This is a genomic window from Photobacterium sp. ABD4_091, from assembly GCF_056160145.1.
On record NZ_JBSWWQ010000002.1, the window covers coordinates 1,038,590 to 1,055,198 of the forward strand.

The 16,609-nt window shown below is 46.4% G+C and carries 12 protein-coding genes; 5 read left to right on the forward strand and 7 right to left on the reverse strand.

Annotated elements, in window-relative coordinates; all coding sequences use genetic code 11:
* Positions 1-1,146 (reverse strand): CaiB/BaiF CoA transferase family protein, encoded by a 1,146-nt coding sequence (locus ACXAGQ_RS19135; RefSeq protein ID WP_475255974.1) that lies wholly within the window; start codon positions 1,144-1,146, stop codon positions 1-3.
* 234 nt (positions 1,147-1,380) lie between these two features.
* On the opposite strand from ACXAGQ_RS19135, the gene ACXAGQ_RS19140 reads away from it, so the two are divergent.
* From ACXAGQ_RS19140 to ACXAGQ_RS19155, 4 genes are all read left to right on the forward strand, one after another.
* Positions 1,381-2,451 (forward strand): Gfo/Idh/MocA family protein, encoded by a 1,071-nt coding sequence (locus tag ACXAGQ_RS19140; RefSeq protein ID WP_475255975.1) that lies wholly within the window; start codon positions 1,381-1,383, stop codon positions 2,449-2,451.
* 10 nt (positions 2,452-2,461) lie between these two features.
* Positions 2,462-2,809: an L-rhamnose mutarotase gene (locus ACXAGQ_RS19145; RefSeq protein WP_475255977.1), complete on the forward strand. Its 348-nt coding sequence runs from the start codon at positions 2,462-2,464 to the stop codon at positions 2,807-2,809.
* Positions 2,810-2,837: 28 nt separating this feature from the next.
* Complete coding sequence (locus tag ACXAGQ_RS19150) at positions 2,838-3,890, forward strand: L-rhamnose/proton symporter RhaT (protein WP_475255978.1); 1,053 nt, start codon at positions 2,838-2,840, stop codon at positions 3,888-3,890.
* A 152-nt stretch (positions 3,891-4,042) separates the two neighbouring features.
* Complete coding sequence (locus tag ACXAGQ_RS19155; RefSeq protein WP_475255979.1) at positions 4,043-4,723, forward strand: FadR/GntR family transcriptional regulator; 681 nt, start codon at positions 4,043-4,045, stop codon at positions 4,721-4,723.
* Between the two features lie 48 nt (positions 4,724-4,771).
* On the opposite strand, the gene ACXAGQ_RS19160 is transcribed toward ACXAGQ_RS19155, so the two are convergent.
* Entirely contained in the window at positions 4,772-5,662 is an 891-nt protein-coding gene (locus tag ACXAGQ_RS19160) for an amidohydrolase family protein (RefSeq protein WP_475255980.1), read from the reverse strand.
* Positions 5,663-6,107: 445 nt separating this feature from the next.
* On the opposite strand from ACXAGQ_RS19160, the gene ACXAGQ_RS19165 reads away from it, so the two are divergent.
* The gene (locus ACXAGQ_RS19165) at positions 6,108-6,446 is read left to right on the forward strand and encodes a cytosolic protein (RefSeq protein WP_475255981.1); all 339 of its coding nucleotides are present in this window, start codon (positions 6,108-6,110) and stop codon (positions 6,444-6,446) included.
* Between the two features lie 92 nt (positions 6,447-6,538).
* On the opposite strand, the gene ACXAGQ_RS19170 is transcribed toward ACXAGQ_RS19165, so the two are convergent.
* The 5 genes from ACXAGQ_RS19170 to ACXAGQ_RS19190 all read right to left on the reverse strand — a co-directional run bounded on the left by ACXAGQ_RS19170 (position 6,539) and on the right by ACXAGQ_RS19190 (position 16,402).
* Positions 6,539-8,116, reverse strand: a complete 1,578-nt coding sequence (locus ACXAGQ_RS19170) for a methyl-accepting chemotaxis protein (RefSeq protein WP_475255982.1) — start codon at positions 8,114-8,116, stop codon at positions 6,539-6,541.
* A gap of 215 nt (positions 8,117-8,331) precedes the next feature.
* A complete protein-coding gene (locus tag ACXAGQ_RS19175) occupies positions 8,332-9,285 on the reverse strand; it encodes a patatin-like phospholipase family protein (RefSeq protein ID WP_475255983.1) in 954 nt (317 codons plus the stop codon).
* A 186-nt stretch (positions 9,286-9,471) separates the two neighbouring features.
* A complete protein-coding gene (glgB, locus tag ACXAGQ_RS19180) occupies positions 9,472-11,616 on the reverse strand; it encodes a 1,4-alpha-glucan branching protein GlgB (protein ID WP_475256638.1) in 2,145 nt (714 codons plus the stop codon).
* 55 nt (positions 11,617-11,671) lie between these two features.
* Complete coding sequence (gene malQ, locus ACXAGQ_RS19185; protein WP_475255984.1) at positions 11,672-13,855, reverse strand: 4-alpha-glucanotransferase; 2,184 nt, start codon at positions 13,853-13,855, stop codon at positions 11,672-11,674.
* A gap of 87 nt (positions 13,856-13,942) precedes the next feature.
* Entirely contained in the window at positions 13,943-16,402 is a 2,460-nt protein-coding gene (locus tag ACXAGQ_RS19190) for a glycogen/starch/alpha-glucan phosphorylase (RefSeq protein ID WP_475255985.1), read from the reverse strand.
* Positions 16,403-16,609: the final 207 nt, after the last annotated feature.

The following is a 16,609-nucleotide window of genomic DNA, read 5'->3' on the forward strand; positions in this document are numbered from 1 at the left end:
TTACAACTGGTATTCGTCTTGAATACGCGCGGTGTCTTCACCCAGCCTCGGCGCCGCTTTTTCGCTGTAGAGTCGAGAGCCATCAATAGAGATAGGACAGCGAGTGGTATTTACTTCAGAGCCACTTGGATGCTGGACGGTTTGAATCATCTCTAAGCAAGTGAAACCCTCATGCTTCAGTAAACGATCCCATGTCATGACATCCGCACACCAATAATCAGCAGGCTCTAACTGATCCAACCAACATTGAGTCGAACTACTCTCAAGATGTGAAACTAGGATGCCTTTGATTTCATCTCGCTTATCGAACCAGTCATCTTCGTTGGTATATTCAGTTAGCGGCTGGCATTGAAGGAGCTCGCCTAGCTCAACCACTGAGCCCATGGCTAATGCAAGGAAACCATCTTTAGTTTTGTAGATCCCATATGGCGCGCCTAAATAAGCGTGCGCGTTATTGATGCTGCTTCTTTGCGGAAGCTTGCCACCATCATTCAAGTGAGTAGTAAGCACTTCAAATTGGAAGTCTAACGTCGACTCGAGCAAACTTACTTCTACATGACCACCTTTACTGGTAATACCACGGCGTACTAAGCATGCGAGTATCCCTTGTACTAAGTGTGCACCTGTAATCATGTCTGCGATTGCTAAGCCAAAAGGCATAGGCGCATCTGTCGCATTACCATTGAGGTGAACCAGCCCGCTCATCGATTGCACCAAGAGATCTTGGCCCGGCTTATCCACCCACGGCCCTTGCGTTCCATAACCAGAGACTGAGCCATAAACAATCCTAGGGTTAAGCTCTTTGACAGACTGGTAGTCCAAACCTAACCGCTCAATAATTCCAGGACGAAAGTTTTGGATCATTACATCAGCCTGCTTAATCAGATTGATTACCTGTTGCTTGTCAGCTTCATTTTTTAGGTCAGCGGTATAACTCTCCTTGTTTCGATTTATGGTTTGGAATACCACGCTCTCCTGATCAATTTTCAGGTTAGATATGGTGAGCTTTCGGCACAGATCTCCCACATTTGGTCGCTCTATCTTGATTACTCGCGCGCCTAAGTCAGCAAGACGAAGCGCTGCAGAGGGACCAGCCAAAAACTGACTAAAGTCCAACACTAACATTCCTTTCAGGGGCAAGTTCATCCTTCACATCCTCAATCAATTCCCGTGGTACTACCATAAACCAAAAATCGACAAATAAACAACCAATCTAATTCAAAAAAACAAATCAAAAAAATTAAACTAAACAAATCAATAATTTAAATAAGAGCAATTTTCCACACCAGAATATAGCTCACAAAATACGAGTAAAAAACTTAACTAAAACCAGAGGTGGATGTATAACTGGTGATACCACAGACAAGGAAGGGTTCTCTAATGAAGATGAATTACAAGCCTCGCTACCCAACTCAGGCAAAACAGAAGATAGGTATCGTTGGTGCTGGTGAAATCGTAAAGTACTGCCATTTGCCTGCGTACAAGATGGCTAACTTTGAAGTAACAGCCATTTCTGACCTTGACCATGAAAAAGCGAAAAGGCTCGCAGAGGAATTTGGTATACCCAATGTATGCAAAACCTCAGCAGAGTTAGCGGCTTTGGATTGTGTCGACATCATAGATATTGCGACACCCGCTGAAGTGACTCCGAGCATAGTAGAGTTGGCCTGCATCCACTCAAAGCACGTACTTTGCCAAAAACCATTAGCCTTGGATGTCGCTCAAGCAAGATTGATGGATACCATGCTTAAGGAGTGCAACCTAAAAGGTGCAGTTAATCATCAGATGCGCTACTCACCGTCTGTCAATGCAGCGAGGGATCTGATCCAGCGAGGTGAATTAGGCGAGTTGAGCCACCTAAGTATCGATGTGAATGTCAGGCAACCATGGGAAGAATGGACATTTTGGCACAACACTCCAAACTACAATATGTGGGGCCACACTATTCATTATTTTGACACCCTCCGTTACTTACTCGATAAAACACCCACTTTCATCTATACCCAAGCTACCTCAGGTTTTGAACGAGGGGTTGGCGAAGACCACATCAAGGATTACTCCTTCCTAGATTTCGGCAATAAACTCAAAGCCCAAGTTGATGTAAATCATGACAATCGATACCCAATGGAAGATTGGAAAGCGGGTTTCAGAGTCGAGGGTAGTAAAGGCGTCATCAACGCTACCAATGGTGCCCTTCATAACTACCCCCACGGTAAAGAAGATGAAATTGCCTTCCTAAATTGTGAGGAAAAGGTCTGGCACAAACCAAAACTGGAAGGTCGTTGGTTCCCACACGCATTTATGGGGACTATGGGTGAGCTCATGCTAGCCATCGACAACGATACCCAAGCTAATAACTCCATCGAAGATGGAATCGACACTATCCGCATGGTGGAAGCAGCGGTCAAATCAATCAACGAAAATCGTCCCGTTTATCTAGAAGAGATATAAGGAGCAAGAAATGAATCAACCTCAACGACTAGGCTCAGTCGTACAGATTCGACCAGAGTGCATCGACGAGTATTGCCGACTACATGCGGATACCTGGCCTGAAGTACTGGCTCAGAACAGTGACAGTAACCTTAGAAACTACAGCATCTTTCTTCGCAAACTGCCAGACGGGAAAAACTACCTATTTAGTTACGTGGAATATTGGGGGCAAGATTTTGAAACTGATATGAAGCGTATGTCAGAGAACGAGACCGTCATTAAATGGTGGGATATATGTAAGCCAATGCACATTCCCTTCGAGGATAGAGAAGAAGGTGAATGGTGGGCAGGTATGAAAAGTGTATTTTTCCAAGAGTAATCCAACAGCATAGAATGGAGATATTGTTATGATTACAGCATTAACAGGGATAGCATTACATGCTGTCGGTGCCGCATCATCGGCAAGCAGTATTGTACCGGGTAAATTTGTAAAAGGTTGGCAATGGGATGTCTACTGGGTTGGCTTTGCTCTGGTTTCCTTGTTCTTCCTTCCAATTATTGTCGCTAGCCTTACGATACCAGAAGTTCGCATGATCATCGCTGCGGCCGACACCAAGACGATATTGCTGACAGTTGGACTTGGTTTCATCTATGGCTTCGGTGGATACGGCTTTGGGCTGGCATGTAGAATGCTAGGTTTTTCAATGACCTACGCAATATCCATCGGTTTCAGTGCGACTGTAGGAACCATTATTCCACCTCTAGTAATGGGGGGTGAGCAACTTCACAAACTTCTACACACCACACAAGGTGTCTATATTTTCTCGGCACTACTGATCGCAATCGTAGGTATGTTCCTGGTGGGTAAAGCGGGTTACGGGCGTGAACTGCACGAGAATCAACAATCAGGAGACGTAACATCAGCTAAAGACAGCAAAATCGTGAAAGGTATTTTCGTTGCTCTTGGTGCTGGCTTTCTATCTGCTTGTTATGGATTTGCCTTACATGCTGGCGAGCCAATGGCAGCACAAGCTGTTGATATGGGAGCAAACCCACTGCTTCGAGTAAACGTAATCTTTGTATTGGCTAATAGTGGCGCTTTAATTTCAAACTTGATCATTTGCTACTTCTTGATTCGTCGCGAAAACAACTTTAAACAGTTCTTCGATAAAGAAAACAAAGCACTGAGGCGCAACTACATCCTTGCGATTGCTGGTGGCGCAGCGTGGTACTTCCAATTCTTCTTCTACGGCATCGCTGAGCACTTTATGGAAGACTTCTCAGTCGCATCATGGGCAATCCACATGATTATGCTGATTATCTTTGCTCAACTTTGGGGTATCTATTTCAAAGAATGGAAATCATCACCAAAGCCTGTGAAGCGCAATCTATACAATGGCTTAGCTGTATTAACCTTCTCAGTTTTAATTGTTGCATATGGTAATTTTGTGACAATGTAAGGTTTTGGGATAAAACTCTACAATGCAAAGCGTTGACTAGAGTCGACGGCAAAGCCGTCGAATAAACAAGATAGCATTGGTATTAGAAGACATTAATACCAATGCTATTTTCTGTTAGAATTTAGCAAAATAGAAATTAGGGTCTGAAAAATATGGAAAAAAAGCTAACTGCAGCTGATGAAATCATCCAAGATATTGCAGAGCAAATTATCAACAAGAAGTATCATCCGAAAGATAAACTTCCTAACGAACGTGACCTTGCTGAACAATACGGTGTTTCCCGAGGTCGCATCCGTGAAGCACTAAGAGGCTTATCAACCGCTGGCCTGATTGAAATTCGTAGCAATCAAGGTTCTTTTGTAAAAGAATACAGTGACCGAGTCACTGGTGATGTGATGTCTTGGCTACTGCACCCACCACATACAACATTTATCGAATTATTCGAGGTACGCGAAGTCTTGGAAAAGGCAATGTATATCAAAGCCTTTGAACAGTGCAATGGACTAGATTTTGAGAAGATCGAAAAGGCTTATGAACAGCTAACCCTGATCAACCCTAAAGATATCACTGCTTATGCTGACGCTCTTGACCATTGTGACAAAGTAATGGCGCGTACTACTCGCAATCCATTGTTCATCAACCTTATTGAAACCATGGTAGCTTTGCGCAGAAAAACAGTAGAGAGACTTCTAGTACAGGAAGGTAGTTCTGAACGCAGTATAAGCCTTCGAAAAGATATCATCGCTGCATTCCGATCGCGTAATCGAGAAGAGGTAGTGAAAGCGGTAGATCGATTCTTTGTAGAATCAAAGAAACCTTTCGAAGAAGAGTAGTAAAAAGCGGTCGTTTAAAACCGCTATTTTATTAGCAAAAAGTCAATTTTAGAACTGATAAAAAGTGAGTGCATTGTTAGCCCAAAACGCATTTTGTTGCTTATGGCTTAAACGCGACTCTGCCCAAGAGATGATAATGCCCATCATATAGTCGTAACTGGTAAATTGACTATCCGTTGGGAAGTTGCTCGCAAACATGATTCTTTCTGGACCAAAGCACTCCAAAACCCAATCAAATACATTAAACGCTATCTCTTCATTCCAATCAGGGATCATTGTTCCAAGACCACCTAACTTACAATGGACATGCTCACACTGTGAAAGCACTTTAATACCATTTCGCCATTGTTCTAGGCTTGCCTCATCTGTTGATGGCATACCAGTATGTTCAAGAACAACGGGTATTTCAGGGTGGGCATTAGCCAATCTAGCAAAATCTTCCATCTGATGTCCAAAGCACATGAGTTCGAATATCAATCCATGTTTTCCAAGGAGTGGATAATTACTTTTCCACACAGGGTTATCTAGATAATTTTGGTCTGCCCAGCAGAGTTCTGGTCTTCCTTCGACATAGTTAAGCATATGCCTCACTCCCCTAAAACGAGGAGAGCGCTTATGCTCATTCAATAAACAAGTCAGATTTTCATTAGCCAGATTAGCTGCGCCAAGAATCACGAAAGGAAAAGTGGTCTCAAGAGAATCGAGCCAACGGGTTTCTGATGTTGGCTTCGCAGGGTCATATCCTGCTTCAATATGTACAGCGCCGCTTAGCTCATACCTTTTCGCATCACTAACCAGATCTTCCGGTAAATAATTATTGGCTAGTCTTTGTGCTTCTTGTTGATCTCTTGCTTGGTTATCACCGTTGAGCCAAGGATAAAGGTGGTTATCTAGATCCCACCAATGGACATGCGCATCTATAATCTTCAATTTCAACATCTAAATCACCCCCACAAATTATTGGTACCACCAATAACTATCTCATATATAAAATATTGATAATGAGAAGTGCGTTACAGGTATGTTGATCAGATTAAGCTGGTGCTACCAACTTGTAATAGGTCGTTAATTTGAATTGAAAAAGTTGAATCTGGCCGGATCCCCGTGGCCTGCTCCCCGCTCACTAGTTCCCCAGAGATTAGTGATGTATTTCATCCATATAAGTACGAACTCTAGTGGTATAAGGTAATGCATTGTGAAACAACATTAACAACCAGTGAATGAGCTTTCGTTCAAAATGACTTTGGGGCAAAACTTGCTTCAAGTTAACCTAGTGAATGTCTGGAAATGGCACAGAATTACCGCCTTTAGCAACTAAATCTCGACTACGCTCTACCCACTGATAGTGATAAAATCTCCGCATCAGAATTAACGAGAAACTCTAATGTTTATCCATCATGTTAACGGCATCGACTGGCTGGTGATAACAGCTTTTGAAGAACTGAAAACGATATTTATCGAAGATGCCGGTGAGATCCCCTTGTGCTTCTCTACCGCCAGCGAATTGAGCCTGATTGATCAAGCCAAGCGCACTTATGGATATTTGCCGACACTCAGCGGAGTAATCACTGATACCGGCACTTTTCAAAGCCAGGATAACGAAGAAGATTTGAACCCACAGCTTGCCTGCCTAGTGGAGGGGCGTGGCCGAGTGTTTATCTATCATGACGGCTTTGTCGCGTTTGTGGATGACGAGCAAACCTTTATTACCCGGATGGACTGATATAATTCAGTAATTTAAGGCAACCTGTCAGTTTCGTAGTAGAACGAAACTAACAGGTTGTCTTTAAACTAGTCATCGAAAGGGGAAACCTCTTAACGCTGGAATTGGCTCATTAATCTTTCTAGCCCCTCCAAACGCTCAACCAGCATGCGAGTACTCTCTACCGAAGTGTCACTCGATTTTTCTGTTTCATTGCCCAATATATTTATCTTTTGGATGTGCTCGGCAATATCAACACTCACTCCCGCTTGTTGCTCAACGGCTGCAGCTATCTGATGGCTACTGTCTGTCACTATATCTAATACTTGATTAATTTCCTTGAGCTGTTCGCCCATTGCCAACGCTTGCTGGCGGCAATGCTCTGACTGCTCACCACCTCTTTCAACCGCAGCGACTGCTTGTCCGGCAATGTCTTGAAGCTGAGAGATCATCTGGTGAATTTCACCGGTAGATGATTGTGTCTTCTGGGCTAGCGATCTCACTTCATCGGCGACCACAGCAAAGCCTCTACCGGCTTCTCCCGCCCTCGCCGCTTCAATCGCTGCATTAAGAGCCAGTAAATTGGTTTGATCTGCAATTGTGCCAATCACATCGAGGATCCCTTCGATCTGCCGGCTGCTTTCAGATAATGCGTTGATTACCCGTTTAGAATCATCAAGCTCTTTATGTAGGGCGTTAACCGACGTAATCGTTTCTTCAACCCTTTCTTGCCCGTTGTTAGCAACCTGCTGTGCTTTTACTGTCATCTCAGAGGCATTAGTCGCATTCTCAGCGACCTCTTTGACCGTAGATGCCATTTGATCAATCGCCACCCCAACTAGCTCTGTCGCCAAAGCTTGCTGTTGTAAATTGGTTTTCACCTGTTGAGTATTAGCAAATTCATCCTCGGCCGATATAAGGATATCTGATGATGTTTCACTAGCCCTACCAACTATGGCTCGCAATTCTGCCTGCCGCATTCTAAGCGCAAGCTCTACCCCGGAGTAGTCATCGTATTTACCAGTATAAATCTTTTCCATCATGGCATTATCATACGCCTGAAGGGCGAGTTGAGTTACCTCATTCAGACGTTTCTGGGCAATTACGTTGACTAACAAACCCAGGATAGTTGCCATCAAGATAGCTATCGAAAGCCCAGACGTTGCCACTGCCGTGTTAGCCATGGCTGCTAAAGCGGTAAGTGCCAAAATGGCATTCAACAAGGCACCATACTTTAGGCGGAAGCGGCCAGTTCCTGGCTTTCCCTCATTTAATGCTTGGTAAGCCGCTTCCGCACGCTTGACTTCATCTTTAGAAGGACGGCTACGGACAGATTGGTATTCAACAACCTGACCATTGCTGTTTACTATCGGGGTAACAAAAGCAGAAACCCAATAGTAATTGCCATCTTTACATTTGTTTTTTACCAACCCCATCCAGCTTTTACCTGCTTTGACGTACTGCCAAAGTTGCGCAAAAGCCGCTTTAGGCATATCTGGATGCCTAACTAGGTTATGGGGGTTATCAATCAGCTCTTCGCTACTGTAGCCTGCTACATCGCAAAACGTGCTATTGGCATAAGTAATCGTACTGCTTGGGTCAGTCGTTGAAATCAGATTCAATGAGGCTGAATACTCGACTTCCCTTCCTTGGTGTGGAGTATTCGCAAAATGTGTGTTTTCCGCTGTCATTATTGTCACTTATTATTTTTATTCCGGTTTAAATGAGGCTAAAGCGAGCAAATTACCGCTTCTCACATCACCTTATTGTGACATTTATTCCAATTAATCAAATTGATTTATATTAATTAACTATCTGACACTAAAGAAACAAAACGAGGGCAAATCAATTTTCACCCTTTCGGTACCTGCTACACAAAGCAGGAAAAGACAGCTACGAGCATTATTTAATTTGGCATACCCAACATAACCTTTAGTTCAGGAAGTGCCTGCTTCATGGCTTTATAGCCAGCATCCATGGCTGCGGTTCGCTCTAATGGGCTTCCAAAATTCACAAGACTCGGATCTGGTGATACTAGAGCGAGTGCAATGTCCGCGCTATCGTTTTCTTTTTTAGTCACAATACAACTCTGCAACCAGAAAGTATTAGCCATGGTATCAATTGCGGTATATTTAAGCGGTGGTGGCAAACTACAGAATACATCGACCCCAATGACAATATCGGCCCCGAGTTGACGGGCTGCATACACTGGCACCAGAGACAACACCCCTCCATCAACAAGAATATCTGCATTGTGATAAACAGGCACAAACACACCAGGTACACTTGCTGATGTCTGTACAGCTTCACCAATATCCCCAGCAGTAAACATTACAGCCTTCTGCTGAGTCAGGTTGGTAGCAACAATACCTGTTGTGATAGGCAGGTCTCTGATATCGTCATACCCAGTGTGTTTATTTACCCACTTCGCCAATGCTTTCCCTTTTATCAACCCTTTCCGTGATAGGTTAATATCGACTATCTCATGTTCAGAAAATTCAAACATCTTGCGCTGGACGTCAAAATATTCATTGCTGCTGTATAACGCTGCAGCAATGGAGCCCACTGATGTGCCTGTCACGATATCAGCCTTGATCCCCGCTTCTTCTAATGCCTTCATAACACCAAGATGCATCATGCCGCGAGATGCACCTCCACCAAAAGCGATAGCTAGCTTGGGCTTATCATTTTTGCTCGCACTTAATTGACCAGCTTCCGCAGCCTCTGCGTTTGGAACCATAGAGATATCAACCGCGGTAAGGCCATTATATTGATTGATAGTTGAACACCCGTATAAAGTCATCAACATAAATAATGCAGCGAAATGATGAGCCTTGGCCGCAAATAGAGTGTTATTCATCGCTAACTCCCTTAGCCTCGAATTCTTAGTTGTCTTTTTGAAGTTTACATTAAGCTTTCTAGTTAAAAGTGATTTCGTGTCTGAATCACCAAGAATAAGCTGGAGAAATTTTGAAAGTGACGAAAAAGAAAAAACCCACCACTTTATCAGTGATGGGTTTATTTTAAGCAACAGGCTAACGGGTAATTAACACTTGAAGCGGTAGAACACCGTTGCCAGTGGCGGAAGATCGATTGCGATAGACTGCGCTAAGCCATGGCTCGGCACTTCTTCTGTCGCGATAGATGTCTTCACTGGTGCGTTACCACCCCAGTATTTCTCATCATCGGTGTTCACAAGCAACTCGTACTCACCTTCTGCTGGAACACCAAGTAAGTAACCTTCGCGCGGTACCGGCGTAAAGTTGCTGACAACAAGCACTTTTACACCATTGAGCGCAATACGTTCATGGGCCAAAATACTGTTTTCGGCATCATCCTGAACTCGCCATTCAAAGCCAGCAGGATCACAGTCTTGCTCATGCATTGCAGGCTCTGAGGTGTAGAGCGTGTTCAAGTCTTTAACCAATGACTGCATGCCGCTGTGGCGCGGGTACTGCAACCAGTGCCACTCTAGCTGTCCATCGTGGTTCCACTCAGCGCTCTGGGCGATTTCAGCGCCCATGAAGTTAAGCTTCTTACCCGGCTGGCCATACATGTAACCCATGTAAGCACGTAGGTTAGCAGTTTTCTGCCACTCATCACCCGGCATCTTGTCGAGCATTGAACCTTTGCCGTAAACCACTTCGTCATGGGAAAGTGACAATACGTAGTTTTCGCTGAATGCGTACACCATAGGGAAAGTAATGGTGTTGTGGTGATAGCTGCGGTGAATTGGCTCTTCCTTGATGTAAGAAAGGCTATCGTGCATCCATCCCATATTCCACTTGAAGCCGAAACCCAAGCCACCCATATCGGTTGGCTTAGTCACGCCCGGGAAGGCCGTTGATTCTTCAGCGATGGTCATCGCATTCGGGTAGTGACGGTATACTTCTTCATTCACCCAACGCAGCAGGCTGACAGCATCAAAGTTTACGTTGCCGCCTTCATGGTTCGGGATCCACTGGTCGTGCTCACGGGAGTAATCCAAGTAGAGCATTGACGCGACCGCATCAACGCGCAGGCCATCAATGTGGTAGTGCTCAAACCAGAACAGAGCATTCGACACTAGGAAACGGCGTACATGGTCACGACCGTAGTCATAAATGTAGCTCTGCCAGTCCTGGTGCCAACCGCGGCGTGGGTCAGGGTCATTAAAGAGTGCCGTACCGTCGAAATTCGCCAAACCATGATCGTCTGACGGGAAGTGGGCAGGAACCCAGTCCAAGACAACACCAATGTTAGCCTGGTGACACTGATCAACGAAATACTTAAAGTCATCCGGTGAACCGAAACGACTGGTTGGTGCAAACAGGCCGATTGGCTGGTAACCCCATGAACCATAGAACGGGTGCTCAGAAACCGGCATCAGCTCTACGTGGGTGTAACCCATATCGCTTAGATAAGGGATTAGCTCATCGGCAAGCTCGCGGTAGTTCAGGAACTCACCCTGATCGTTCTTGCGCCATGAACCAGCGTGCAGCTCATAGAATGACAACGCCTGCTGGTGCTTAGCTGTTACCGGGCGGTTTTGCCATGCGCTATCTTGCCAATCATATTTCGCCTGATCGAAGACTTTAGAGGCAAACGACGGGTGTTGCTCCGATTGATAGCCCCATGGGTCAGCTTTGTGAGGTAGTCCCTCACCTGCACTGTCTTTCAGCTCAAATTTATATAGGGTGCCTTCCTCAAGTTCAGGAATGAATAGCCCCCATAGACCATCATCAAGGCGTTGCATCGGGTGACGGCGGCCATCCCACGCATTAAAGTGGCCAACGACACTTACTGCTGAGGCATTCGGCGCAAATACAAGAAAACGTACGCCGGAGATAGAAGAACTGCCTCGATTCAAAGTGACAAGCTGGGCTCCCATTTCACTGTGCATCAGTGATGGGTCTGCCAGTGCTTCACTTGACTGAATCAGATTGTGGAATTGGTAAGGGTCGTAAATCGTTTGTGCGCCTTGCGGCCAGTTAACGACAAGTTGATATAGTGCAGTGGTAAAATCGAAATCACCCTCGAGCACAAAACCGCTATCAGCTTCGCGTGCGAGGGTAAAACGTTCACCGTTTTCAGTTATTGCTTCAATAGAATCAGCACCCGGCATGTACACACGAAGTGCAATGTCAGTCGACTGATATTGAGGGCCTAAAAATGAAAATGGGTCTGAAAATGCAGCTCTCTCGAGCTGCATGTATTCCTTATCACTGCGGGTCACTGTAAGTGTGTCCAACGCATTACTCCTGATATTACTTATTGTTTGATGCTTCTGCTCGTGTGTCGGTTAAACGACGAGTCAAGTCAACAATATTCTGGCGGGTGAAGATATCATCCAATGTGGTCGATAGCTTACGACGCCAGTTCGGGTATTCATCAACGGTACCCGGAATGTTGACTGGCTTGTCCATTTCTAGCCAGTCTTCCAGCTGTAGGCTCAACAAAGCACTAGAGCCGGCAGCTAGGTGGAGTTGCATGGCTTCGCTCAATTGCTGATCCATCGGCACATATGCAGCATCATGCCCAACCCCTTCAGGAAGATAACCATGCCAAGCTAAACTATCAAGGATTTTTTGTTTGCTTTCGGCACGACTATCAAACAAACCTTCCAACTGCTCTTTGTTCGGGTACAAGCCGAGCTCTTCGCCCATCTTAAGGTCATCGCAATGCCAGAAACCGCGAAGTGTTGGCATGTCATGCGTACACAGAGCAGACATTGACTGGTCAGCATAGTGTTTCGGTGAGTAGAAACCGCCGTCTTCCGCTGTCTCGAAGAAGAATACTTTGTATGAGTGAATACCGGCTGTCGCTAGCTTATCAACGATTTCATCAGGTACTGTACCCAAGTCTTCACCGATAACTGTACACTGGTAGCGATGGCTCTCAAGTGCCAGAATCGACATCATGTCTTCAACTGGGTAGTACATGTAAGCACCGTTTTGTGCCGATTCGCCTTTCGGGATCCACCATAGGCGCAACAGGCCAAGAACGTGGTCGATACGCAATGCACCACAGCTACGCATATTCGCGCGAAGAAGCTGGATAAACGGCTCGTATGAACGCTCTTTTAGCACTTCAGGGTTTAGCGGAGGTAGACCCCAGTTCTGGCCTAGAGGACCAAGAATATCTGGCGGCGCGCCCACACTGACGTCCTGGCAAAGCGCACCGTGGTCAGCCCACGTCTCTGAGCCTGAATCACAAACACCAACTGCAAGGTCACGGTACAGACCAATGGTCATGCCTTTCTCTTCAGCCAGCTCATTCACCTCTGCCAACTGGGTATCAGCCAGCCATTGCAGGTACATGAATAGCTGTACTTGTGAGTAGTTTTTCTTGATAAACGTCTGTACGGCCGCGTTATCGAAGTGGCGGTACTGCTCAGGGAATACAGGCCATCCCCAAGTGTTATCGTCTTCTTTCTTCAGCTCAGCATGTAGCGCATCGAATGCCGCTTGGTGCAGCAGGCTCTCGCCACCGTCTTCAACAAACTGCTGGAACTTCTGCGCTCGCGCAGTGTTTTTCTCAAGATGGCGCTCGCTGAACGTTTTGAACAACAGAGGCAAAACAGCCATTTTCAGACAAGACACTTCACTATAGTTTACCCAGTTCGCATCACGCGCTTCAATCAGGCGCTGCTGGAACTCAGGGCTACCGACAAGCTGTTGTGCTTCATCACACTGGGCAAACTCAGTGACTGAGCTAACATCAATGTACATCAGGTTCAGCCAACGGCGTGAAGATGGGCTGTATGGGCTCGCACCTTCAGGGTTCGCTGGGAATAAGGAGTGGATTGGGTTCAAACCCACAAAGTCACCACCACGGGCAGCAACATCAGCAACCAGTTGCTTCAGGTCGCCGAAGTCACCAATACCCCAGTTGTGGTTGGTACGAATTGAATACAGCTGAACGCTGGTACCCCAAAGCTTCTTGTTATTCAGCAAGTCTTCCTGCTTAAAACAAGCAGTCGGAGTCACGATCAAAGTCATTTCAAAAGGAGATTTACGGCGCTTACGGAACACCTCAAGCTTGTGGTAACCCCATTCCAGATCATCTGGCAATGCGAAAACCAACGTCCCGCCGTCTGTGCGCTCGTCGGAAACAAGCTGTGATTGCAGCCAACCTTCCAGCACATCACCCTGCTCGGTTTCCAAGCGCCAGCTGAAATCGCTGATACGTGCGCTTTGGCCCAAATGCATTTCAATGTGCATTGGCTCACCACTGCGAACAACCTTTACAGGTGCTAGCACATCAGGGCGAAGCTTCTTGTTTGCCGATTCCAGCAAAGCTTCATCGCTTTTGGTGTCGTAACCTAGCGCTGCCAACAGGCGACGGATTGTATCGCTGTCAACTTGCGCTTCATCCCCCCAAGCACTGACATAGTTATCGGCAATGCCGACCATGTCTGCCACTTGTTTTAATACTTGATCGTCTTTCATCGTTCTCTCCGTTAGCGGCCTTGCGGCCGCTACGATGTTTAAAGTTTTGCTGATATCAATTCGTACTTTTTTTGCATCCTAGAGCAGTTACAGTGAAACTGACTCTAGATTCCAGATGTTGTTAGCGTAGTCTCGAATACTACGGTCTGAGCTGAATTTGCTCATCAGTGCCGTATTCAGAATGGCCTTGCGAGCCCATGTCTTCTGGTCACGGTATTCCGCATCGATTTTCTCTTGCGTCTTCACGTAATCGGCAAAGTCAGCCAGTACCAGGTAAGGGTCACCACCGTCCAGCAGGTTGTGGCGAATTGCCGCCAACTGGCCAGGGTTGCCTGGTGTGAATTCATCGGTCTCTAACAAATCCAGTGCTGCGCGTAGAAGGCTATCAGCATGGTAGTAACGGTAAGGGTCGTAACCCTCCTGCTTCAGTTTCTGTACTTCATCAACCAATAGGCCGAAGATGAAGATATTTTCGTCGCCCACTTCTTCGCGCATCTCTACGTTTGCGCCGTCCATCGTTCCGATAGTCAGAGCGCCGTTCATGGCAAACTTCATGTTACCCGTACCAGATGCTTCTTTACCTGCAGTTGAAATCTGCTCAGAGACATCAGCCGCTGGGAACAGGATTTCAGCCAGGCTTACGCGGTAGTCAGGAATGAATACCACTTTCAGCTTGCCGCCAAGACGTGGGTCGTTGTTCACTTTCTCTGCCACTTTGTTGATGGCAAAGATGATGTCTTTCGCCAGTGCGTAACCCGGTGCCGCTTTCGCACCGAAGAAGAACACACGTGGGTGCATATCAAACGTTGGGTCGTTCAATAGGCGGTGGTACAGCGCCAGGATGTTCAGCAAGTTTAGGTGCTGACGCTTGTATTCGTGCAGACGCTTGATTTGAATATCGAAGATCGCATCAGTATCCAGCTCGATACCCATGTTTTCTTCTACCCAGTCAGCCAGGCGCTGTTTGTTTTCTTTCTTCACTGCCATGTAGCGCTTCTGGAAGGCTGCATCGTCAGCGAACTTCTCTAGACCTGCAATTTTCTCAAGGTTTGCTGGCCAGTCATCCCCTACTTTCTCGCTGATCAGCGCAGAAAGGCCTGGGTTACAGTATTTAATCCAACGACGAGGCGTTACACCGTTAGTGACGTTGGTCAAACGGCCTGGGAACAGCTCGTTGAACTCTGGGAATAGGTCGCGCTTAACCAATTCAGAGTGAAGCGCCGCTACACCGTTTACAGCGTATGTACTGACAACACATAGGTTCGCCATGCGTACCATGCGCTGTGGGCCTTCCTGGATAATAGAAAGCTTGCGCTTCACTTCGTTGTTGCCCGGCCAAGTTTGCTCAACCTGCTTCATGAAGCGGTGGTTGATTTCGAAGATGATTTCCATGTGACGCGGTAGCATCTGCTGGATCAATGCTTCGCTCCACGTTTCCAGAGCTTCTGGAAGCAAGGTGTGGTTGGTGTAAGCAAAGGTCTTCGAAGAGATTTCCCACGCCTTGTCCCAGCCTAGCTTGTACTCATCAAGAAGGATGCGCATTAGCTCAGGGATAGCGATAGTTGGGTGAGTATCGTTAAGCTGGATGGTTTCCAACTCAGATAGTGATTCGATTGAGTTGCCCGCAGCTTCGTGACGGCGCAGGATATCTGCAACCGAACAAGCACAGTGGAAGTACTGCTGCATTAGGCGAAGTGCTTTACCTTGGTCATGATTATCGTTCGGGTAAAGAACCTTGGTGACGTTACCTGCTTCTAGTGCAGAGTACTGCGCACCTACGTAGTCACCGTCGTTGAAACGCGCTAGGTTGAACGGTGCGTTCGAGCGACATTCCCATAGACGTAGCGGGTAAACACTCTTGTTGTCGTAACCGACAATTGGTAGGTCCCAAGCAACACCTTCAACTGACATAGCCGGTACCCAACGGCGGCACTCAACACCGTTTTCATCGGTGTAACCTTCAACGTGACCGTAAAGGTTTACTTGTTGGTTTAGTTCAGGGCGAAGAACTTCCCATGGGTACCCTTCGATACCACGCCATGCGTCTGGTGCTTCAACCTGACGGCCATCAACAAAAGACTGACGGAACAGACCGTACTCATAATGCAGGCCGTAACCTACTGCAGGGTATTCCTGAGCGGCTAGTGAGTCCATGAAACAAGCGGCTAGTCGACCTAGACCACCGTTACCCAGTGCAGGGTCACGCTCTTCTTCAAGCAGATCTGTTAGATTTTGACCCATTTCTTCCATGGCGTCAGCAACGTTTTCGTATAGACCCATGCTGATTAGGTTGTTGCCTGTTAGGCGGCCGATCAGAAATTCCAGTGAAAGGTAGTTAACACTGCGAGCTTTCTGCTCAGCAAGATTCTTTTCTGTAGCTAATAGGTTGCCAGTGCTGATTTCAGCCAGCGCTTTACCCATTGCTAGATACCAACTGCGTTCAGTCGCAGTTTCTACTGTAGATGCGTAAGTTGTTGTGAGGTGTTTTTCTACTGCTGCTTGGAAAGCGGCTTTATCAAATTGTTGTGTCTGACCATTCTTAGGCATGGTTCAATCTCGCTCTAGGATTATTTCCAACTGCTGACAATATTGCCTGTATTTATCAGCGCTAACATCCTCCCGAACTAGGGAGGAGTAGGGATGAGTGGGAGGGGCGTAGTTACGAATCTCCCCCACTTTATGTGACACAATGCAAAATTCTGGGGTGTAGAAAGACTTAAACGCCCATCCATATGCATTTAAAGTCACAAATAC

Excerpts from the sequence above, each read along its gene's own strand:
- ACXAGQ_RS19160 (WP_475255980.1), bottom strand. The coding sequence starts at position 5,662 with ATGTTGAAATTGAAGATTATAGATGCGCATGTCCATTGGTGGGATCTA.
- ACXAGQ_RS19155 (WP_475255979.1), top strand. The coding sequence starts at position 4,043 with ATGGAAAAAAAGCTAACTGCAGCTGATGAAATCATCCAAGATATTGCA.
- malQ (WP_475255984.1), bottom strand. The coding sequence starts at position 13,855 with ATGAAAGACGATCAAGTATTAAAACAAGTGGCAGACATGGTCGGCATT.
- ACXAGQ_RS19165 (WP_475255981.1), top strand. The coding sequence starts at position 6,108 with ATGTTTATCCATCATGTTAACGGCATCGACTGGCTGGTGATAACAGCT.
- ACXAGQ_RS19175 (WP_475255983.1), bottom strand. The coding sequence starts at position 9,285 with ATGAATAACACTCTATTTGCGGCCAAGGCTCATCATTTCGCTGCATTA.
- glgB (WP_475256638.1), bottom strand. The coding sequence starts at position 11,616 with ATGCAGCTCGAGAGAGCTGCATTTTCAGACCCATTTTCATTTTTAGGC.
- ACXAGQ_RS19135 (WP_475255974.1), bottom strand. The coding sequence starts at position 1,146 with ATGAACTTGCCCCTGAAAGGAATGTTAGTGTTGGACTTTAGTCAGTTT.
- ACXAGQ_RS19150 (WP_475255978.1), top strand. The coding sequence starts at position 2,838 with ATGATTACAGCATTAACAGGGATAGCATTACATGCTGTCGGTGCCGCA.
- ACXAGQ_RS19140 (WP_475255975.1), top strand. The coding sequence starts at position 1,381 with ATGAAGATGAATTACAAGCCTCGCTACCCAACTCAGGCAAAACAGAAG.
- ACXAGQ_RS19170 (WP_475255982.1), bottom strand. The coding sequence starts at position 8,116 with ATGACAGCGGAAAACACACATTTTGCGAATACTCCACACCAAGGAAGG.
- ACXAGQ_RS19145 (WP_475255977.1), top strand. The coding sequence starts at position 2,462 with ATGAATCAACCTCAACGACTAGGCTCAGTCGTACAGATTCGACCAGAG.
- ACXAGQ_RS19190 (WP_475255985.1), bottom strand. The coding sequence starts at position 16,402 with ATGCCTAAGAATGGTCAGACACAACAATTTGATAAAGCCGCTTTCCAA.